Raw genomic sequence first — 20,899 nt, 5'->3', positions numbered from 1 at the left:
GGCATCAACGGTGCCTGGGAGGCGGGTGTGCCCTCGCCTGAAATCATGTGGCGGGCGGACTGCTGGGCTGCGTACGGTTCGCCCCATGCCTGAGTTGCAGCTGCTTCGCCTGGACCACGCCCCCGCGCTCCTCGCCTTCGAGCGGGAGAACCGGGCCTACTTCGCGGCATCCATCCCTGATCGGGGCGATGACTACTTCGCCCGGTTCGACGAGATGTGCCGGGACCGGCTGTCCGAGCAGGAGGCCGGGGTCTGCTATTTCCACGTGCTGGTCGATGCCGCCGGCGAGGTGTTGGGGCGGGTCAACCTGGTGGATGCGGCGGATGGCAGTGCCGAACTCGGGTATCGGATCGCCGAGCGGGCCGCGGGGCGCGGGCTGGCCACCTCGGCCGTGCGGGAGATGTGCGGCCTTGCCGCCGACAGGTACGGGTTGACCGCCCTGCGGGCCGCCACCACCCTCGACAACGCGGCGTCCCGAGCCGTGTTGGCCCGTACGGGGTTCACCGTCACCGGCGAGACGCGGCTATCAGGTCGCCCCGGCCTGACGTACCTTCGCAGCCTTCACCCCGCCACGCGACCGTGATGGAGGCAGGCCCTGGTGGGACGCCTCGCGAACGCACGGCGGACAACCAGAGCAATGATGGCCGCAGCCCGAGATTTTCACCCGACGTGCCCGGGGCGCGGACGGTGTCCCGTATCCGGGAATGTGGCCCGTGACCACGTGCTGACGTGGGGGTGGACAGGTGTGGTGAGACGAGGTGCTCCGCTCTGTCTCACTTCGAGTGGCCGTTCTTGGTGCGTGTGGAAAATCTGGCTTGTGTAGCCACCTTCAGCACGTGATCGCCGTCGGCGGTTCGGGACCCGAGCCGGTCTCAGGCGTCGTCTTCGGGTGTGCCGTAGGAGAGTAGTTGGCAGCTGTCGAAGTTCATGCACCCGCAGGCGAGGCAGTCGGCGACGGCGTTTCGCAGGGCTTGCGTCTCCTGGATGAACTGGTCCAGTTCGGGGATCTTGCGCTCCGCGAGAGTGCGCCATTGCTTGGTGGCGCCTCGGTCGGCGTCGGTGTCCAGGAGTTGGCGGATCTCGGCCAGGGTGAACCCGGCTCGCTGCGCCATTTTGATCAGGGCGACCCGGCGCAGGGTGCTGGCCGGATAGACGCGTCGGCCGGTGACGCGCCGGGCGGTCGGCAGCAGGCCGAGGCTCTCGTAGTAGCGCAATGCCGAGGGCCGCAGCTTGACCTTCCGCGCAAGGTCACCGATGCCCAGCTCTCGCACTGATCCCCCTTGACTTCAAGCGCGCTTGAACCACAAGTCTGACTCGGTGCCACTTTCATCGACAACCCGCTTGTTGCCGCCGACGTATCGGCCGCTGTTCGCTCATGTCGAGTTCCGACGGCTCTTGCCGGCTCTGGCGGCTTCCGACCTCGGTGATGGGATGAGTGTGGTCGCCGTGGCGTGGTTGGCCGTTCTGATAGCGCCTCCCGGCCAGTCGGGGCTGGTCGTCGGTGCTGCGGTTGCCGCCTATGCCCTTCCCGGGGCCGCTGGAGCGCTGGTCTTCGGCCGCTGGCTGCGTCGCCTGACTCCTCGGCGGTTGCTGGCCGCAGACAGTTGGCTCCGTGCGTTGCTTCTCGGCTGTGTGCCGTTGGCCTGGGCAGCGGGAGTGCTCCACCCGGTTCTTTATGTCGTCCTGCTCGCCGGGTCGTCGGTGCTGCATGCCTGGGGTGGTGCGGGGAAGTACTCCCTGATCGCCCAGATGCTTCCGCCGGATCAGCGTCTGGCCGCGAATGCGCTGGTCAGTTCCAGCGCATCGGCGTCTGTCATCGTCGGTCCTGCACTCGCCGGATTCCTGGCGGCGATCGTCAGTCCAGCCTGGATCATCGGCCTCGATGCCATGTCCTTCGCCATCCTTGCCGTCCAGGTGGGTCGGCTGGGCGGTGTGGCCAAGGCGGTAGCGACGGCTGCGCCGGTCGACACCAGCCGATCGGCCGCCGGTCTGCGCTTGTTGCGCAGTCAGCCCGAGCTTCTCGGGGTTCTCGCGTTGACGTGGTTCTTCAACTTCCTCTATGGGCCGGTGGAGGTCGCGCTCCCGCTGCATGTCACCGATGACCTTCACTCGGGTGCGAGCCTGCTCGGGCTGTACTGGACTCTCTTCGGGGCAGGTGCCGTCCTTGGCGGCCTGACGGCCGGCGCTTTGAGCAGGCTTCCGCATTGGCCGGTCACTCTGGGCATCGTCGCTGGTTGGGGCCTGATGCTTGTGCCCTTCGGCCTGGGCGTGTCCGCCGGTATCTCTCTGGTGTGCTTTGGTCTGGGCGGCATGATCTACGGACCCTTCACGGCGCTGTCCTTCACCTTGTTCCAGGACCGCACCCCGGAAGCCTGGCTGACCACGGTTCTGGCCGTCCGAGGCGCCGCCCTTCTCACCGCCTCTCCGGTGGGCACCGCGCTCGGCGGCCCTCTCAGCGCCGCCATGGGGCCCCGGCAGGTGCTGGCTGCTTCGGGGATGGCGACCATCACCCTTGCCGTCGTTGCCACCGCGGTGCGGACCTGGGGGAAGCGTCGGGCGCGGAGGCCGCTCATTCAATAGGGCGGAAGAGGGATGAGGTGGAAGTCCCGGGCAGGTCTGTTTCCGGTGGGGCGGGTGGTTTCCTCCGGATGGAGATCGTTGCCCGCCGTCAAAGAAGTCCAGGTCAAAGGCGCGGAGTACGGGATCGCCGTACGCGTGTACCGGTTCCCCCGCCGTCTCCCCGGACAGCCGGCCTTGAACGATCACTCAACCTTCGGTGAGAAGACCCAGCGGTCACCAGCCTTCGGTGACAACGCTCAACCTTCGCTGCGAAAGATCACGGACGGCTCCAGCATGACCAGCCTGCACCTATGTACTAGAGTTATCTCGACATCGAGATATCTGCCGAAGGCACCGCAGTCGCCATTCCGGTAAGGGAAGCCTAACTTAGCCTTACCTTAGCGGGCCGACCGAGACGTCATGGCGGCAGGATTGCGGTGGTACGCGCACATCAATGAAGGAGACTGTCGTGTCGGCGAACAGCTTCGACGCCCGCAGCACGCTGCAGGTGGGCGACGAGTCGTACGAGATCTTCCGGCTGGACAAGGTGGAGGGCTCGGCCCGCCTGCCGTACAGCCTCAAGGTCCTGCTGGAGAACCTGCTCCGCACCGAGGACGGCGCGAACATCACCGCCGACCACATCCGCGCCCTCGGCAACTGGGACTCCCAGGCCCAGCCGTCGCAGGAGATCCAGTTCACGCCGGCCCGCGTGATCATGCAGGACTTCACCGGCGTGCCCTGTGTCGTCGACCTCGCCACCATGCGCGAGGCCGTCAAGGAGCTGGGCGGCGACCCGGCGAAGATCAACCCGCTGGCCCCGGCCGAGCTGGTCATCGACCACTCCGTCATCGCCGACAAGTTCGGCACCAACGACGCCTTCAAGGCGAACGTCGAGCTGGAGTACGGCCGCAACAAGGAGCGCTACCAGTTCCTGCGCTGGGGCCAGACCGCCTTCGACGAGTTCAAGGTCGTCCCGCCGGGCACCGGCATCGTCCACCAGGTGAACATCGAGCACCTGGCCCGTACCGTCATGGTCCGGGGTGGCCAGGCGTACCCCGACACCCTCGTCGGCACCGACTCCCACACCACCATGGTCAACGGTCTCGGTGTCCTCGGCTGGGGCGTCGGCGGCATCGAGGCCGAGGCCGCGATGCTCGGCCAGCCGGTCTCCATGCTCATCCCGCGCGTCGTCGGCTTCAAGCTCACCGGTGAGCTGCAGCCCGGCACCACCGCGACCGACCTGGTGCTCACCATCACCGAGATGCTCCGCAAGCACGGTGTGGTCGGCAAGTTCGTCGAGTTCTACGGTGAGGGCGTCGCCGCCACTTCGCTGGCCAACCGCGCCACCATCGGCAACATGTCGCCGGAGTTCGGCTCGACCGCCGCGATCTTCCCGATCGACGACGAGACCCTCAACTACCTGCGCCTGACCGGCCGCAGCCGGCAGCAGGTCGCCCTCGTCGAGGCCTACGCCAAGGAGCAGGGCCTCTGGCTGGACCCGAAGGCCGAGCCCGACTTCTCCGAGAAGCTCGAGCTGGACCTGTCCACCGTCGTGCCGTCGATCGCCGGCCCGAAGCGTCCGCAGGACCGCATCGTCCTGGCCAACGCCGCCGAGCAGTTCAAGCAGGACGTCCGCAACTACGTGGACAGCGTGGACGAGGCGGGCGTCGAGTCCTTCCCGGCCTCCGACGCGCCGGCGATCCACCCGAACGGCGCGCCGTCCAACCCGGTCCAGGTCACCGCCCCCGACGGCACGACCTACACCATCGACCACGGTGCGGTGACGGTCGCCGCCATCACCTCCTGCACCAACACCTCGAACCCGTACGTCATGGTCGCCGCCGCCCTGGTGGCCAAGAAGGCGGTCGAGAAGGGCCTGACCCGCAAGCCGTGGGTCAAGACCACCCTCGCCCCGGGTTCGAAGGTCGTGACGGACTACTTCGACAAGGCGGGTCTGACGCCGTACCTGGACAAGGTCGGCTTCAACCTGGTCGGTTACGGCTGCACCACCTGCATCGGCAACTCCGGCCCGCTGCCGGAGGAGGTCTCCAAGGCCGTCAACGACCACGACCTCGCGGTCACCTCGGTCCTCTCCGGCAACCGGAACTTCGAGGGCCGTATCAACCCCGACGTCAAGATGAACTACCTGGCCTCCCCGCCGCTGGTCGTCGCGTACGCCCTCGCGGGTTCCATGAAGGTGGACATCACCCGTGACGCCCTGGGCACCGACCAGGACGGCAACCCGGTCTTCCTGAAGGACATCTGGCCGTCCGAGGCCGAGGTCAACGACGTCGTCGCCAACGCCATCGGCGAGGACATGTTCAACAAGTCCTACCAGGACGTCTTCGCGGGCGACGCCCAGTGGCAGGCGCTGCCGATCCCGACCGGCAACACCTTCGAGTGGGACACGGAGTCCACGTACGTCCGCAAGCCCCCGTACTTCGAGGGCATGGAGATGGAGCCGGCTCCGGTCCAGGACATCGCGGGCGCCCGCGTCCTCGCCAAGCTGGGCGACTCGGTCACCACCGACCACATCTCCCCGGCCGGTGCCATCAAGGCCGACACCCCGGCCGGCAAGTACCTCACCGAGCACGGCGTCGAGCGTCGCGACTTCAACTCCTACGGTTCCCGCCGCGGCAACCACGAGGTCATGATCCGCGGTACGTTCGCCAACATCCGTCTGCGCAACCAGATCGCGCCGGGCACCGAGGGCGGCTACACCCGCGACTTCACCCAGGAGGGCGCGCCGGTCTCCTTCATCTACGACGCCTCGCGCAACTACATCGCGCAGGACATCCCGCTGGTCGTCCTGGCCGGCAAGGAGTACGGCTCCGGCTCGTCCCGCGACTGGGCCGCGAAGGGCACCGCGCTGCTCGGTGTCAAGGCCGTCATCGCCGAGTCGTACGAGCGCATCCACCGCTCGAACCTCATCGGCATGGGTGTGCTCCCGCTCCAGTTCCCGGAGGGCGCCTCGGCCGAGTCCCTCGGCCTGACCGGCGAGGAGACCTTCTCCTTCTCCGGCGTCACCGAGCTGAACGAGGGCACCACGCCTCGCACGGTCAAGGTCACCACCGACACCGCCCCCGGCGAAGCCGACAATGTACGCCGTGAGTTCGACGCGGTCGTCCGCATCGACACCCCCGGTGAGGCCGACTACTACCGCAACGGCGGCATCATGCAGTACGTGCTGCGCAGCCTGATCCGCAAGTAAGCGGTCCTGCACGGCAGTCGAGGGCCGCACCCCCGTGGGTGCGGTCCTCGGCCGTGTCCGCCCGGCTCGCGACCCCCGGTCACAGCACTGGATCCACCCCGCCGCTAGATCCACCCCGCGGCCTGGGCGACGACGAACGGTGCGGGGACCAGGGGCGTCATGCCGAGCCACAGATGCAGCCGTCTGCCCTCCTGCCACGGTATGAGGACATCCACCACCAGCACCATTCCGACGACGAACGCGCCGCCCAGCACCGCGCCGAGCGTCATGCCGACGGTGTTGTCCGGCGCCTCTTTGGTGCAGCCGAGCCCGCCGGTGCAGTGGCCCAGCGTCTGCTGGGTCAGCAGCCATCGGATACACATGCCCGGGACGATCGCCACCGCCCCGATCAGAAGGTTCGCCACCGTGGGCGCCCACCAGGACCTGGCGGTGCCCTTCTCGCGGTCACTGTCCGCAGCGGAACCGTGCACAGCCCGCCCTCTCCCCGGTCATTGAGTTCGTTCAGGTAGATGACCACGAGAGCACTAGGGTTGCCCTCCGCGCGCCTCTGGACCCATAACACCGCCCCCACGAGTGACGTTGCGTGACCTCAGATCCGTGCTCGCGCGGGGGAGTCGCTGCGACATGAAGCCCCCAGTCAAATACCCCTGCCCCACGCCCGTGTTGGCGGGAGCGGGGCAAGGGTTGACGCGGTATCAGCGCCGGTAAGCGCCCGTTGTGCAAGCCCGTCGCCTCAGTGACGGACAGGTGACGCCAGCAGTTCCACCTCCGCCAGGGTCGACTCCTTGTCCAGGACCAGGCGGTAGCGCGCGTACGAGGCGGGATGCGGGATCGAGAACGCCCTCGTCTGCCGGTCCCAGGTGAAGGGTTCGCCCTTGCGCCGGTCCAGCGTCGTCCAGTGCGTGCCGTCCGCGGAGGCCTCCAGCGTCCAGCCCGACGCAGCCCGTGTGCGGTCGGCCGGGGAGGTCAGGGTGTACTGCAGCGCCTTGGTGCGGCCCGGCACCGGCAGGTCCACGCTCGACACAGTCGCTTCGGTCGCCGACGTGTTGTCGAACAGGGGGCCGTCACCCTTGAGCACGTCCGTACTTGGCGACGGCACCTTGTCGTCCCGTGTGATCGACACCGGCGCCGCGTTCGTCCCGGTGCCCCAGGCCGACGGCCGCGGACCCATGGCGAAGTCCAGCACCCCGCCCCGGGCGATCAGCGCATGCGGCAGCGATGTCGACGACCACGCCTTGCCGTTGACCCTGAGACCCTGGACGTAGACGTTCTTCGCATCGTTCTTCGGGGCTCTGACGACGAGGTCCTTGCCACCCTCCAGATGGACCGTCGCCTTGGTGAACAGCGGTGATCCGATGGCGTACTCGCCGCTGCCCATCACCAGCGGGTAGAAGCCCAGCGCCGAGAACAGGTACCAGGCCGACTGCTCGCCGTTGTCCTCGTCGCCGAGACAGCCCTGCCCGATCTCGCTGCCGGTGTACAGACGGGAGAGGACCTCGCGGACCTTCTCCTGCGCCTTCCACGGCTGCCCCGCCGCGTCATACATGTAGATCACATGGTGCGCCGGCTGGTTGGAGTGCCCGTACATGCCCATCCGGACGTCACGCGCCTCCGTCATCTCGTGGATGACGCTTCGGTACGAGCCCGCGAACCGCGGCGATGCCGTCTCCGGCGTGGCGAAGTACCGGTCGAGCTTGTCCGCCAGCCCGGTGCGGCCGCCGTACAGGTTCGCCAGGCCCCGGCCGTCCTGCGGAACTGTGAACGCGAACCCCCAGCCGTTCGTCTCCGTGTAGTCGTGACCCCACACGCGCGGGTCGTACTCCGACGGGTCCAGCCGCCAGGCGCCCTGCGCGTCGCGGCCCTGGAAGAAGCCGGTCCTCGTGTCGAAGAGGTTGACGTAGTCCCGCGCGCGGTTGAGGAAGTACGCCGACTCCTCCTGGTAGCGCTTCGTGCCGGTCGTCCTGTGCAGCGCCTGGCCCATCTTCGCGATGCCGTAGTCGTTGACGTAGCCCTCCATCGCCCACGACAGGCCCTCGCCGGTGCCGGTGCTGGTGTAGCCGAGGAACGGCGACGTCATCATGCCCTTGCGGCCGACCCCGGACGTGGGCGGCGCGACCGTCGCGTTCTTCACCGCCGCATCGTAGGCGGATCGCGCGTCGAACTTCACGCCTTTGACATAAGCGTCCGCGAACGCCACGTCCGAGGAGGTACCGGTCATCTGATCCGCATACCCGGGCGAGGACCACCGAGAGGTCCAGCCCCCGTCCTTGTACTGCTGCACGAAACCGTCGGCCAGCTCGCCCGCCTGACGTGGCGTCAGCAAGGAGTATGCGGGCCAGGTGGTCCGGTAGGTGTCCCAGAAGCCGTTGTTGACGTACACCTTGCCGTCGACGATCTTCGCCCCGGTGTGCATGGGCGTGTCCGGACCCGTCATGGAGGAGAAGGGGGACGCGTAACGGTAAGACGAACCCACCCTTTCGAAACCCGAGTTGGGGTACAAGTACAGCCGGTAGAGCGACGAGTACAGCGTGGTCAGCTGATCCGCCGTCGCTCCCTCGACCTCGACCTTCCCCAGCAGCCTGTCCCAGGCTTGCTGCGCATGCGCCCTCACCGCGTCGAACGACGTGCCGTCCGGGACCTCCTGGCGCAGATTGGCCTTCGCCTGGTCCACGCTGATGAGCGAGGTGGCGAGGCGGAGGGTGACGGTGCGGCCGAGCCCCGGTCTGAAACGCAGATATCCCTTCACGCCCGAGGAGGCCCCGTCGGTCACCGGCGCGTCGAACACCCCGTAGACGAACAGGCGTGTCGCCCCCGTCGACAGCCCGGACTTCACGTCCGAGAAGCCGGTGACGGTCCCGCCCGCCGTGTCCAGGGTCAGCCCGGCCTGCTCCGTGACGTTGTCGAAGAGCACGCTCGCGTCGTCACCGGGGTAGGTGAACCGCAGGACCGCCGCGTGGTCCGTCGGCGTCATCTCCGCCTTGAGACCGTTCTCGAAGGTCACCCCGTAGTAGTACGGACGCGCGGTCTCCCGCTCGTGCCGGAACGCCAGCGCCCGCGCGCCGCGGCCGGTGTCCGGGGTGCCGGACGCGGCCGACGGCATCACCTGGAATGTCTGCCGGTCGCCCATCCACGGACTCGGCTCATGGCTCGCGCTGAACGCCTGGATCGTGGGCAGATTGTCCGCGTTGTCGGCCCGCGCGTAGTCGTACAACCAGCTGAGCGAGCCCGCATTGGTCACCGGCGTCCAGAAGTTGAAGCCGTGTGGCAAAGCTGTCGCCGGAAAGCTGTTGCCGCGGGAGAAGTCACGGCTGGAATTGGTGCCGCGGGTCGTCAGCGCGTAATCGGACAGATGCGCCTTCGGTTTCTCGGGCGGCACGACCTTCAGGGTGATGTCGTCCAGCCAGTCCTGGAACTTCGCCGGCCCCTTCGGCGAGTCGTAGGCCACCAGGATCCGGTCCACGGTCTTCCCGGCCGCGACCGAACCGATCCGCGAGACCACGTTGTTCCACTGGTTGACGTACAGGCCCTTCGCCGCGCCCTGCCCCCGTGGGCTCAGCGGGAAGCCGTGCTGGTCGAGTGCCCCGAGACTGCTCAGATAAGTGCCGTCGGTGAAGGCCAGGTCGACGGAGACGTTCGTGGCGTCGTAGTCACGGTCCCCGTCCGCCATCGACGGGAAGATCCGGTACGAGAGTTGGGTGTTGCGCTCGACACCGACATGCACCTTGAAGATCTTGTTGTACGAGTACGCCCGGCCCTTCGCCGTGTGCGTCCCCGCGTACCGCAGGGCCTGCCTCCCCGTGAAGCCCGCACCTGTCTTGGCGGTGGGCGAGTTGCTCGGGCCGTGGTCCACCAGGGTGTTCCCGCCGTCCACACCGGACGCACGCTTCGAACCGTCCTTTGCTGTGTCCACGGTGCTCAGCCACGTCGGCGCGGGGTCACCGGGTTCGAACGAGGAAGTGAACTTCCGGTCGGCGGCCGCCGCTTGGGCGGGCAGCGCCACCGCCGCGCCCTGCGCGGTCACCAGCAACGCGAAGGCGGCCGTGGCCACGGCCGCCGTGGGCGCCCAGCTGCGCGGAGATCTGTGCTGCATACGAGCACCCTTCGTGCGCCGTACAAGAGGGGACAACGTTGTCAATTTCGCTATGCAAAGACCAGTAGGGCGTCAAGTGGTCAGTGATGTCAAGGTGTTGAGTGTGGCATTCGGGCTCAATGCGACGGATATTCCGTTCGACGGACGCAGCGGGCATTCCGTATTTCTGCGAGGTCTCAACTCGGAAAAGCACAGAGCCAACCTTGCGTTCGATCTTGCTCAGCTGGCGGGAAGTGGACTATACCTGTCGGCGTCCGGGCAGCCATCACCATGACGAATGGCGGCCCCGGGCAAGTACGCCCGGGGGAATCGGGGGGCGGCGGACCGTTTCGAGTGCGACCGGCTGTCGTGCCGTCCCACTGAATCCCCCATGCACGACCCAAGCTTCACCATCAACGCGGTGCCCGGAGGAGCCGGTTCACCGCCTGAGTCCTGGAGAAAGCGAGGACTTGAGCATGGGATCCACTTCCGGCGAGCACAACAAGAACACCACCTTCGGGGGCGTCGGCCGTCGCGACCTCATCAAGAGGTCCGCTGCGCTCGGCTTGCTCTCGGTGCCGACGATGAGCTTCCTGTCCGCGTGCGCCAGCAGTGGGGGCGACGACGGCGGGGACAAGGCCAAGGCCGGCAAGAAGACCGCGAAGAACCCGCTGGGCGTCAACGACACGGCGCAGATGGAGTTCGTGCTCTTCGACGGCGGCTTCGGCAAGGAGTACGCCCAGGACGCGGTCAAGCTCTACGAGAAGGACTTCCCGAAGGCGAAGGTCAAGTTCTCCTCCACCCAGAAGATCGGGACCGTCCTGCAGCCCCGGTTCAACCAGGGCAACCCGCCGGACCTCATCGACAACTCCGGCGCCGAGCAGATGGACATGGGCGTCCTCGTCGGCAAGAAGCAGCTCGCCGACCTCACCCCGCTCCTCGACGCCCCTTCCTACGACGACCCGAACAAGAAGGTCCGGGACACACTCCGCCCGGGCATCGTCGAGATGGGCCAGTTCGACGGCGACCCCGTCTGGATCATGTACTACGCCTACACCGTGTACGGCGTCTTCTACTCGCAGAAGGCCCTGGACTCCCTCGACGAGAAGTACCCCGAGACCTGGGACGAGATGCTCAAGGTCTGCGCGAAGGCCAAGAAGAAGGGCATGGCCGGCTGGACCTATGCGGGCAAGTACCCGTACTACATCCCCTTCTCCCTGTATCCGATGATCGGCAAGGTCGGTGGCCGCGATGTCCTCGACGCCATCGACAACCTGGAGCCGAACGCCTGGAAGCACCCGGCCGTCAAGGCCTGCTTCGAGGCGTACTACGAGCTGTACCAGAAGGGGTACATCCTCAAGGGCACACCCGGCCTCGACCACATCCAGTCGCAGACCGCCTGGGCCAAGGGCAAGGCGCTGTTCATCCCGAACGGCAACTGGGTGGAGAACGAGTCCGCGAACGTGATCCCGGCCGACTTCAACCTCGCCGTCTCCGCGCCCTCCGGCCTCGATTCCTCCGACAAGCTGCCCTTCGGCACGATCTGGGCCTCCGGCGGCGAGCCCTTCGTCGTCCCGGCCAAGGCGAAGAACCCCGAGGGTGGCATGGAGCAGCTGCGCATCATGCTCAGTGAGGCGTCCTCGAAGAACTTCACCGCCAAGGTCAAGTCGCTGACGGCGCTCAACGGCGGCACCACCGGCGTCGACCTCACCCCGGGCCTCAAGTCCGGTGTGGCCGCGCTGGAGAAGGCCGGGAGCAACGTGCTGAACCCGCGCCTGCAGGACTGGTACGTGAAGCTCCAGAAGGAGCAGATCGGTGTGTCCGCCATCGGCGAGATGATGGCCGGCCGCCTCACCCCGGCCGAGGCCATCAAGAAGATCCAGGGCTTCGCCGACGCGGCGGCCGCGGACACGTCGATCAAGCACTACAAGCACAAGTGAGGGTCCGTCACCAGCGGCGTCGGCCGCCCGCGCGGCCGACGCCGTGGGCCATGCGGCGAGATCGGGGTCGGTAGCAATGCAGCACGGCAAGTACCGGTTCATCGTGGGGTTCCTGACGGTCCCCCTCGGGTTGTACGCGATCTTCGTCGTATGGCCCTTCATCCAGTCCATCTACTACTCGTTCACGGACTGGACCGGGCTGAGCCCCGATTTCAAGATGGTGGGCTTCGACAACTACAAGAAGATGTTCCATGACGACATCTTCTGGAAGTCGCTGCAGCACAGCCTGCTGTTCGCGCTGCTGCTGCCGCTGGTGACGATCAGCCTGGCGCTGTTCTTCTCCTTCATGATCAACGTGGGTGGCCGGCGACGGAAGGGCGGCCCAGCGATCTCCGGTGTGCGGGGCTCGTCCTTCTACAAGATCGTCTACTTCTTCCCGCAGGTTCTCTCGATCGCCATCGTCGCGCTGCTTTTCCAGTTCGCGTACAACCCGGACAGCGGGGCCATCAACTCGCTGCTGCACGGCATCGGCCTCGGCAGCATTCAGCCGCTGTGGCTGGGCGACCCCAACCTCGCCCTGTGGTGCGTGATGGCGGTCCTCGTCTGGTCCACGGTCGGCTTCTTCGTGGTCCTCTTCTCCGCCGGCATGGCCTCCATCCCGGCGGACCTCTACGAGGCGGCGCTGCTTGACGGCGCGGGCCGCGCCACGACCTTCTTCCGGATCACTCTGCCGCTGCTGTGGGACACCGTGCAGTCCGGCTGGGTGTACATGGGCATTCTGGCCCTGGGCGCCGAGTCGTTCGCGGTCGTACAGATCATGACGATGGGTCCGGGCGGGCCCGACTACTCGACCACTGTCATGGTGCTGTACGTCTACCAGACGGCCTTCCGTGACGGTCAGGCCGCCTACGCAACCACGATCGGTGTCGCCCTGCTCGTCGTGACGCTGCTCTTCGCGGCGATCGTGATGCGACTGGGTCGGCGCGAGCGGCTGGAGTTCTGAGCATGAAGACAACCAAGACCCCCGCCCCGATCCCGGCTCAGCCCGGCGCCGCCGTGACCAAGGGCGGCGCCCCGGCCGGCGCGCTGCCGCGGCAGAAGCGGGAAGGCGCCGTCCTCAACGTCTTCTCGCACGGCATGCTCATCCTGTGGGCGTTCATGGTGGTCATGCCGCTGCTGTGGGCGGTGCTGACCTCCTTCAAGGACGACAACTCGATCTTCAGCTCGCCCTGGGCGCTGCCGGACAAGCTGCACTTCGAGAACTGGTCGCGGGCGTGGACCGACGCCAACATGAGCAGCTACTTCCTCAACACCGTCCTGGTGGTGGGCGGCTCGCTCATCGGCACGCTGGTGCTCGGCTCGATGGCCGCGTACGTCCTGGCCCGCTTCGACTTCCCCGGCAACCGCTTCATCTACTACCTGTTCATCGGCGGCATGAGTTTCCCGATCATGCTCGCACTGGTCCCGCTGTTCTACGTCGTGAACAACATGGGCCTGCTGAACTCGATCCACGGTCTGATCCTGGTCTACATCGCCTACTCGCTGCCCTTCACGGTCTTCTTCCTGACCGCGTTCTTCCGGACGCTTCCGACGTCGGTGGCCGAGGCCGCGTTCGTGGACGGGGCGTCGCACACCCGTACGTTCTTCCAGATCATGCTTCCGATGGCGAAGCCGGGACTGATCAGCGTGGGGATCTTCAACTTCCTGGGCCAGTGGAACCAGTACATGCTCCCGACGGTCCTGAACACCGACCCCGACAAACACGTCCTCACCCAGGGCCTGGTCCAGCTCGCCGCCAGCCAGGGCTACAAGGGCGACTGGTCCGGCCTCTTCGCCGGTCTGGTGATGGCGATGCTGCCGGTGCTGGCGGCGTACATCATCTTCCAGCGGCAGGTCGTGCAGGGCCTCACAGCGGGGGCCCTGAAGTAGCTGCGGACGTTTACTGAAGCAACTGTACGAATCCGAACGACCGGAGGCGCCGGCGTCCTCCCCGTGAACCGGGGAGGATGCCGGCGCCTCCGCGTGTCCCTCGACCCGTTCTTCCTCGATTTCCCTCAAGGACTTGACTGCGATAACCCGTTCAGCGGACTTTGGAGTTCACAACTTGTAGGTGACCGGGTTCCGCTGATGTGACCCGTGTCACATGGACGGCATCGTGGCCGTCGGGCTGAGGGAGTGGATGGGTCGATGGAGACTCCGGGGTCGCAGTCGTCGCTGCACCGAGCGAATCTCGAGCGCGTCGTCCGTGCGGTGCGCCTTGCCGGGTCGCTCACGCAGGCCGAGATCGCGAGGACGACGGGTCTGTCCGCGGCGACGGTCTCCAATATCGTGCGTGAGCTCAAGGGCCGCGGAACCGTCGAGGTCACCCCCACGTCGGCGGGTGGTCGCAGGGCCCGCAGCGTCTCCCTCAGCGGTGACGCCGGCATCGTCATCGGTGTCGACTTCGGGCACACGCATCTGCGTGTCGCGGTCGGGAACCTCGCCCATCAGGTGCTCGCGGAGGAGTCCGAGCCGCTGGATGTGGACGCGTCCGCCGCGCAGGGCTTCGACCGGGCGGAAGAGCTGGTCAACAGGCTGATCGAGGCGACCGGTGTGGACCGGTCCAAGGTCGCGGGTGTGGGTCTCGGCGTGCCCGGCCCCATCGACGTCGAGTCGGGCACGCTCGGCTCCACCGCCATCCTGCCGGGCTGGGCCGGCACCAGACCCGCCGAGGAACTGCACAGACGGCTCGGCGTGCCGGCGCACGTGGACAACGACGCGAACCTCGGCGCCCTCGGGGAGATGGTCTGGGGCAGCGGCCGGGGGGTCAAGGACCTGGCGTACATCAAGGTCGCGAGCGGCGTCGGTGCCGGGCTGGTGATCGACGGGAAGATCTACCGCGGCCCCGGCGGCACCGCCGGAGAGATCGGCCATATCACCCTGGACGAATCCGGTCCCGTCTGCCGCTGCGGCAATCGGGGCTGCCTGGAGACGTTCGCGGCGGCGGGGTACGTCCTGCCGCTGCTTCAGCCCAGCCATGGCGCCGACCTGACCATGGAGGACGTGGTCCGGCTGGCGCGGGAGGGTGATCCGGGCTGCCGTCGGGTGATCGCCGACGTGGGCCGCCACATCGGCAGCGGAGTGGCCAATCTCTGCAATCTGCTGAACCCCAGCCGAGTGGTCCTGAGCGGGGATCTCGCCGAGGCCGGGGAGCTGGTGCTCGGGCCCATCAGGGAGTCGGTCGGCCGGTATGCGATCCCCAGTGCCGCGCGCCATCTCTCGGTGCTGCCGGGGGCGCTCGGGGGTCGTGCCGAGGTGCTTGGCGCGCTCGCTCTCGCGCTCAGCGAGATGGGCGATTCAACCCTTTTGGACGGCGCGGTGTCCGCCGCTCCTCTAGCCTTCACTTAGAGAACGGATGGCATCGTTGCCATCTCGTTAAGGATTTACTTCTTGACGTCGCACGTATGGCCGACTTGACTTCCTGTCACCTCGGCCGCAACGTCGCGGCCTCGTCAGGGAGGTTTCTGAAGTGAACACGCGTATGCGTCGCGCCGCCGTTGCCGTTGCCGCTGGTGCGATGGCCGTCTCGCTGGCTGCCTGCGGCAGCGCCAAGGAGTCGGGTGGCAACTCTTCCTCGCCGTCGAGTGCGAAGAAGGGTGACGCGATCAAGGTCGGTCTGCTCCTGCCGGAGAACAAGACCGCGCGGTACGAGAAGTTCGACAAGCCCCTGATCGAGAAGAAGATCAAGGAGCTGACGGGCAACAAGGCCACGCTGGAGTACAGCAACGCCCGCCAGGACGCGAACCTGCAGGCCCAGCAGGTCGACACCATGATCACCGACAAGGTGGACGTCCTGATCATCGACGCCGTCGACTCCAAGGCGATCGCGAACTCGATCAAGAAGGCCGACGACGCCGGCATCCCGGTCGTCGCGTACGACCGCCTGGCCGAAGGCCCGATCAAGGCCTACACCTCGTTCGACAACACCGAGGTCGGCAAGACGCAGGGCGAGGCCCTGCTGAAGGCCCTTGGCGCCAAGGCCAAGAGCGGCAAGATCGTCATGATGAACGGCTCGCCGACCGACCCCAACGCCAAGCAGTTCAAGACGGGTGCCCACTCCGTCCTCGACGGCAAGGTCAACGTCGGCCGCGAGTACGACACCAAGGAGTGGTCGCCGGACAACGCCAACTCCAACATGGAGGCGGCGATCTCGGCGGTCGGCAAGAAGAACATCATCGGCGTCTACTCCGCCAACGACGGCATGGCCGGCGGCATCATCACCGCCCTCAAGGCCGCGGGCATCTCCAACATCCCGGTCACCGGCCAGGACGCCGAACTCGCGGGTGTGCAGCGCATCGTCACCGGCGAGCAGTTCATGAGCGTCTACAAGTCGTACCCGCAGGAGGCGGACGTCGCCGCGCAGATGGCCGTCCTCCTCGCCCAGGGCAAGTCGCTCGACTCGATCGCCAAGGACAAGGTCGACAGCCCGACCGCCAAGCAGGTGCCCTCCGTCCTGGTCCCGGTCATCGCGCTGACCAAGGACAACATCAAGGACACGGTCATCAAGGACGGCATCTACACCACCGCCGACATCTGCACCTCGCAGTACAAGTCGGCCTGCGACAAGGTCGGTCTGAACAAGTAACCGGCCCGAGCCCCTTTCCCCGTACGGGACTTCGCTCTTGAATGCCCGTACGGGACTGGTGCCCCGGCAGGCGACGTTCGATCTGTCGCACCGAAACTCCCCCGGCGCCCCGCGTTCACCAGCCCCGCAAGCTCATTGCGGGGCGCCGGAGGGGAACACTTCCTCCACACTTCTGCACAACCTTCCGCCGGGTCAGGCGGCGAAGGAGATGGTTCACGTGTCCGCTACGCCCGTGCTGGCGTTGCGCGGGGTCTCCAAGCGGTTCGGTGCCGTTCAGGCGCTCACCGACGTAGAGCTTGAAGTCCACGCCGGTGAGGTGGTCGCCCTGGTCGGCGACAACGGCGCCGGAAAATCCACGCTGGTCAAGACGATTGCCGGCGTGCACCCGATCGATGAGGGCGCCATCGAATGGGAAGGCAAGCCCGTCCAGATCAACAAGCCGAACGACGCCCAGAACCTGGGCATCGCGACGGTCTACCAGGACCTCGCACTGTGCGACAACATCGACGTCGTCGGCAATCTCTTCCTCGGCCGTGAGATCAAGAGGCGCGGCATCCTCGACGAGGTCGAGATGGAGCGGCGAGCCCGCGAGCTGCTCACCACCCTGTCGATCCGGATCCCGAGCGTGCGTATCCCGATCGCCTCGCTGTCCGGCGGTCAGCGCCAGACCGTGGCCATCGCCCGTTCGATGCTCGGCGAGCCCCAGCTGGTCATCCTCGACGAGCCCACCGCGGCGCTCGGCGTCGAGCAGACCGCCCAGGTCCTCGACCTGATCGAACGACTGCGCGAGCGCGGTCACGCGGTGATCCTCATCAGCCACAACATGGCCGACGTGAAGGCCGTGGCGGACAAGGTCGCGGTGCTGCGCCTCGGCCGCAACAACGGCGTCTTCGAGGTGAAGACCACCTCGCAGGAGGAGATCATCTCCGCCATCACCGGCGCCACCGAAAACGCTGTGACCCGCCGTGCGGCGCGCACGAACGGGGAGGTTTCCAAGTGAGCATCGACAAGACCTCCGAAACTCCGAAGGACGCGCCCGCCGTCGCGAACTCCGAGGCCGCCGCGGCCGCGGTGACCGCGGTCGACCCCCGCCTCCTCGTGCGCGAGCAGGGACTCGCGGGCTACGTGGGGGAGTTCAAGCGCAAGATGCGCGCCGGTGAGCTGGGCTCCCTGCCCGTCATCGTCGGCCTGATCGCCATTTGTGTGATCTTCCAGAGCCTCAACTCGGCCTTCCTGTCCGCGCAGAACCTCAGCAACATCACGATCACGATGGTCGGCACGGGCATGATCTCGGTCGGTATCGTCTTCGTTCTGCTGCTCGGCGAGATCGACCTGTCGGTCGGCTCGGTCAGCGGTGCGGCCAGCGCCCTCGCGGCCGTGTCCGCCGTCAACCAGGGCTGGCCCGAATGGGCCGCGGTGCTCGTGGCTGTCGCCGCGGGCGCGGTCATCGGCGCGGCCCACGGCTTCTTCTTCGCGGTGCTCGGCGCTCCCGCCTTCGCCGTGACACTGGCCGGCCTGCTCTTCTGGCTGGGCTTCATGCTCCAGGTGCTGGGCGCCAACGGCACCATCAACCTGAACAGCGACGGTCTCATCGGCCAGCTGACCACGTACTTCTTCTCCGATGTGGCGGCCGCCTACGGTCTGGCCGCGGTCGTGGTCGCCGTGTTCTTCGCCACCTCGTTCCTGGGCAGCCGCCGCCGTGAGGCCGCGGGCATCCCGTCCCGCCCGCTCAGCGAGACCGCCCTGCGCACGGCCCTGCTGGCCGTCGTCGCCTTCGCCGCGGCCTACATGTACAACCAGTACAAGGGCCTGCCGCTGGCCACGGTGATCTTCCTGGCCTTCCTGGTGTTCACCGACTTCGTGCTGCGCCGCACGGCGTACGGCCGCAAGGTCTTCGCGCTCGGCGGCAATGTCGAGGCCTCGCGTCGTGCCGGTATCAACGTCACGGCCATCCGGATCTCGGTCTTCGCGATCTCCGGGTTCTTCGCGGCCGTCGGCGGACTGTTCCTGGCCTCCAAGATCGCCTCGGCCAACCAGAGCGCCGGTACCGGTGACCTGCTGATGAACGCGATCGCCGCCGCCGTCATCGGCGGTACCAGCCTCTTCGGCGGGCGCGGGCGTACCTGGAACGCGCTGCTGGGCGTGATGGTGATCGTATCGATCCAGTACGGTCTCCAGCTGGAGTCCATCGCGGAGCCGGTGAAGTACATGATCACCGCGGGCGTGCTGCTCACCACCGTGGTGATCGACTCGATCACCCGCAAGACCCAGAAGACCGCGGGCCGGGCGTGAGCCACCGGCCGTAGGGCCCGGACCGGCCCCGTCGACCCGTGCCCGGCACCCACAGCGGTGCCGGGCACGGTCGTGTGTGGCCGAACGTGTGGCGCGGAATGCGAGGCCCGACCATGATCCGCACGGGCGGAACATTAGACTCAGCCCGGCGAAAGCTCGCCATAGCTCTACTTCAAGGAGGCACGGGGTGCCGCTGCTGACCCGCATCAGGGGACCGCGCGATCTGGACCGGCTCAGCCTGGAGGAGCTGGACCAGCTGGCGGAGGAGATCCGGACCTTCCTCGTCGGCGCCGTCTCCAAGACCGGCGGCCACCTCGGCCCCAACCTCGGTGTGGTCGAGCTCACCATCGCCCTGCACCGCGTCTTCGACTCGCCCCGGGACAAGGTCCTCTTCGACACCGGCCACCAGTCCTATGTCCACAAGCTGCTCACCGGTCGCCAGGACTTCTCGCAGCTGCGCAGCAAGGGCGGCCTGTCCGGTTACCCCTCGCGCGCCGAGTCCGAGCACGACATCATCGAGAACTCGCACGCCTCCACGGTCCTCGGCTGGGCCGACGGCCTTGCCAAGGCCAACCAGCTGCTCGAACGCGACAGCCACGTCGCCGCCGTCATCGGCGACGGCGCCCTCACCGGCGGCATGGCCTGGGAGGCGCTCAACAACATCGCGGACGCCAAGGACCGCCCGCTGGTCATCGTCGTGAACGACAACGAGCGCTCGTACTCCCCGACGATCGGCGGTCTCGCCAACCACCTGGCCACCCTGCGCACCACCGACGGCTACGAGAAGTTCCTGGCCCGCACGAGGGAGGTGCTGGAGCGCACGCCCGTCGTCGGCCGGCCGCTCTACGAGACCCTGCACGGCGCCAAGAAGGGCCTGAAGGACTTCATCGCCCCGCAGGGCATGTTCGAGGACCTGGGCCTGAAGTACGTCGGCCCGATCGACGGCCACGACATCGAGGCCCTGGAGTCCGCGCTGGCCCGCGCCAAGCGGTTCGGCGGCCCGGTCATCGTCCACTGTCTGACCGAGAAGGGCCGCGGCTACAAGCCCGCCGTCGAGGACGAGGCCGACCGCTTCCACGCCGTCGGCGTGATCCACCCCGACACCGGCCTGCCCATCAAGGCCGCCGCCGCCAGCTGGACCTCCGTCTTCGGCGACGAGATGGTCAAGCTCGGCCGCGAGCGCGAGGACATCGTCGCCATCACCGCGGCGATGCTCCACCCGGTGGGCCTGAAGAAGTTCGCGGACGCCTTCCCGAACCGCATCTACGACGTCGGTATCGCCGAGCAGCACGCCGCGGTCTCCGCGGCCGGCCTCGCCACCGGCGGAGTACACCCCGTGTTCGCGGTGTACGCGACCTTCCTCAACCGCGCCTTCGACCAGGTCCTCATGGACGTCGCCCTGCACAAGTGCGGCGTGACCTTCGTGCTCGACCGGGCCGGTGTCACCGGCGACGACGGCGCCTCCCACAACGGCATGTGGGACATGTCGATGCTCCAGGTGGTGCCGGGCCTCAGGATCGCCGCCCCACGTGATGCCGAGCAGCTGCGCGGCCAGCTGCGTGAGGCCGTCGACGTCGACGACGCGCCGACCGTGCTGCGCTACTCCAAGGGCGTCGTCGGCCCGGCTGTCCCCGCGGTCGGCAAGGTCGGCGGCATGGACGTGCTGCGCAAGGCCGACGTCCCCGTACCGGACGTCCTGCTGGTCTCCGTCGGCGCGCTCGCGCCCATGTGCCTGGAGATCGCCGACCTGCTCGACAAGCAGGGCATCTCCACCACCGTCGTCGACCCGCGCTGGGTCAAGCCCGTCGACGAGGCCCTCGCCCCGCTCGCCGAGCGGCACCGTGTGGTCGTCACCGTCGAGGACAACTCGCGCGTCGGCGGCGTCGGTTCGGCGATCGCGCAGGCCCTGCGCGATGCGGGCGTCGACATGCCGCTGCGCGACTTCGGCATCCCGCCGCGTTTCCTCGACCACGCCTCCCGCAAGGAGGTCATGGCGGAGATCGGGCTGACCGCGCCGGACATCGCCCGCCAGGTCACCGGGCTGGTCGCCAAGCTCGACGGACTCCCCCCCGCTCGGCTTCGCTCGAACGGGGGGACCCCCACCGACGGTACGACCGCCGCACGGACCGCGGACCCGGTCGAACCGGCGCGCGACTGATACGACCGCAGGGGCCGGTTTCGCCATCCGTTCCGGTGGCGAAACC

General features: G+C 67.4%; 14 protein-coding genes. 11 read left to right on the top strand and 3 right to left on the bottom strand.

What is annotated here, in order from left to right:
- The first annotated feature begins 85 nt into the window (after positions 1-85).
- Positions 86-583 (top strand): GNAT family N-acetyltransferase, encoded by a 498-nt coding sequence (locus BIV24_RS16080; protein ID WP_071366994.1) that lies wholly within the window; start codon positions 86-88, stop codon positions 581-583.
- Between the two features lie 289 nt (positions 584-872).
- Here BIV24_RS16080 and BIV24_RS16075 read toward each other — a convergent pair whose 3' ends face one another.
- The gene (locus BIV24_RS16075; RefSeq protein WP_071366993.1) at positions 873-1,271 is read right to left on the bottom strand and encodes a MerR family transcriptional regulator; all 399 of its coding nucleotides are present in this window, start codon (positions 1,269-1,271) and stop codon (positions 873-875) included.
- A gap of 46 nt (positions 1,272-1,317) precedes the next feature.
- Between BIV24_RS16075 and BIV24_RS16070 the strand changes: the two genes are divergently transcribed.
- Positions 1,318-2,580, top strand: a complete 1,263-nt coding sequence (locus BIV24_RS16070; protein ID WP_071366992.1) for an MFS transporter — start codon at positions 1,318-1,320, stop codon at positions 2,578-2,580.
- Between the two features lie 448 nt (positions 2,581-3,028).
- Entirely contained in the window at positions 3,029-5,770 is a 2,742-nt protein-coding gene (acnA, locus tag BIV24_RS16065) for an aconitate hydratase AcnA (RefSeq protein WP_071367003.1), read from the top strand.
- 104 nt (positions 5,771-5,874) lie between these two features.
- Here acnA and BIV24_RS16060 read toward each other — a convergent pair whose 3' ends face one another.
- Both BIV24_RS16060 and BIV24_RS16055 read right to left on the bottom strand, forming a co-directional pair.
- Entirely contained in the window at positions 5,875-6,240 is a 366-nt protein-coding gene (locus BIV24_RS16060) for a hypothetical protein (RefSeq protein WP_071366991.1), read from the bottom strand.
- A gap of 263 nt (positions 6,241-6,503) precedes the next feature.
- Positions 6,504-9,860 carry a GH92 family glycosyl hydrolase gene (locus tag BIV24_RS16055; RefSeq protein WP_177198733.1) on the bottom strand — a complete coding sequence of 1,119 codons (3,357 nt, stop codon included), beginning with the start codon at positions 9,858-9,860 and terminating at the stop codon, positions 6,504-6,506.
- A 455-nt stretch (positions 9,861-10,315) separates the two neighbouring features.
- Between BIV24_RS16055 and ngcE the strand changes: the two genes are divergently transcribed.
- From ngcE to dxs, 8 genes are all read left to right on the top strand, one after another.
- Positions 10,316-11,779 carry an N-acetylglucosamine/diacetylchitobiose ABC transporter substrate-binding protein gene (ngcE, locus tag BIV24_RS16050; protein ID WP_071366990.1) on the top strand — a complete coding sequence of 488 codons (1,464 nt, stop codon included), beginning with the start codon at positions 10,316-10,318 and terminating at the stop codon, positions 11,777-11,779.
- Positions 11,780-11,855: 76 nt separating this feature from the next.
- The gene (locus BIV24_RS16045; RefSeq protein WP_071366989.1) at positions 11,856-12,782 is read left to right on the top strand and encodes a carbohydrate ABC transporter permease; all 927 of its coding nucleotides are present in this window, start codon (positions 11,856-11,858) and stop codon (positions 12,780-12,782) included.
- Between the two features lie 2 nt (positions 12,783-12,784).
- Complete coding sequence (locus BIV24_RS16040; protein ID WP_071366988.1) at positions 12,785-13,708, top strand: carbohydrate ABC transporter permease; 924 nt, start codon at positions 12,785-12,787, stop codon at positions 13,706-13,708.
- Positions 13,709-13,966: 258 nt separating this feature from the next.
- Complete coding sequence (locus BIV24_RS16035; RefSeq protein WP_071366987.1) at positions 13,967-15,166, top strand: ROK family transcriptional regulator; 1,200 nt, start codon at positions 13,967-13,969, stop codon at positions 15,164-15,166.
- Between the two features lie 133 nt (positions 15,167-15,299).
- Positions 15,300-16,403, top strand: coding sequence for a sugar ABC transporter substrate-binding protein (locus BIV24_RS16030; protein WP_071366986.1), 1,104 nt, complete (start codon positions 15,300-15,302; stop codon positions 16,401-16,403).
- A 208-nt stretch (positions 16,404-16,611) separates the two neighbouring features.
- Entirely contained in the window at positions 16,612-17,403 is a 792-nt protein-coding gene (locus tag BIV24_RS16025) for an ATP-binding cassette domain-containing protein (RefSeq protein WP_071366985.1), read from the top strand.
- Positions 17,400-18,695 (top strand): sugar ABC transporter permease, encoded by a 1,296-nt coding sequence (locus BIV24_RS16020; RefSeq protein WP_071366984.1) that lies wholly within the window; start codon positions 17,400-17,402, stop codon positions 18,693-18,695. Before BIV24_RS16025 ends, BIV24_RS16020 begins: the two co-directional genes overlap by 4 nt.
- A 187-nt stretch (positions 18,696-18,882) precedes the next feature.
- On the top strand, positions 18,883-20,853 hold the full coding sequence (gene dxs, locus BIV24_RS16015) for a 1-deoxy-D-xylulose-5-phosphate synthase (RefSeq protein WP_071366983.1): 1,971 nt from the start codon (positions 18,883-18,885) through the stop codon (positions 20,851-20,853).
- The last annotated feature ends 46 nt before the right edge of the window (positions 20,854-20,899 follow it).

It is taken from the genome of Streptomyces colonosanans, from assembly GCF_001866645.1.
GTDB lineage: Bacteria > Actinomycetota > Actinomycetes > Streptomycetales > Streptomycetaceae > Streptomyces > Streptomyces colonosanans.
Note: the sequence above shows the minus strand (reverse complement) of the source record. Positions and strands in the feature narration are given on the sequence as shown.

Excerpts from the sequence above, each read along its gene's own strand:
- BIV24_RS16030 (WP_071366986.1), top strand. The coding sequence starts at position 15,300 with ATGCGTCGCGCCGCCGTTGCCGTTGCCGCTGGTGCGATGGCCGTCTCG.
- BIV24_RS16025 (WP_071366985.1), top strand. The coding sequence starts at position 16,612 with ATGGTTCACGTGTCCGCTACGCCCGTGCTGGCGTTGCGCGGGGTCTCC.
- BIV24_RS16035 (WP_071366987.1), top strand. The coding sequence starts at position 13,967 with ATGGAGACTCCGGGGTCGCAGTCGTCGCTGCACCGAGCGAATCTCGAG.
- BIV24_RS16080 (WP_071366994.1), top strand. The coding sequence starts at position 86 with ATGCCTGAGTTGCAGCTGCTTCGCCTGGACCACGCCCCCGCGCTCCTC.
- BIV24_RS16045 (WP_071366989.1), top strand. The coding sequence starts at position 11,856 with ATGCAGCACGGCAAGTACCGGTTCATCGTGGGGTTCCTGACGGTCCCC.
- ngcE (WP_071366990.1), top strand. The coding sequence starts at position 10,316 with ATGGGATCCACTTCCGGCGAGCACAACAAGAACACCACCTTCGGGGGC.
- BIV24_RS16055 (WP_177198733.1), bottom strand. The coding sequence starts at position 9,860 with ATGCAGCACAGATCTCCGCGCAGCTGGGCGCCCACGGCGGCCGTGGCC.
- BIV24_RS16040 (WP_071366988.1), top strand. The coding sequence starts at position 12,785 with ATGAAGACAACCAAGACCCCCGCCCCGATCCCGGCTCAGCCCGGCGCC.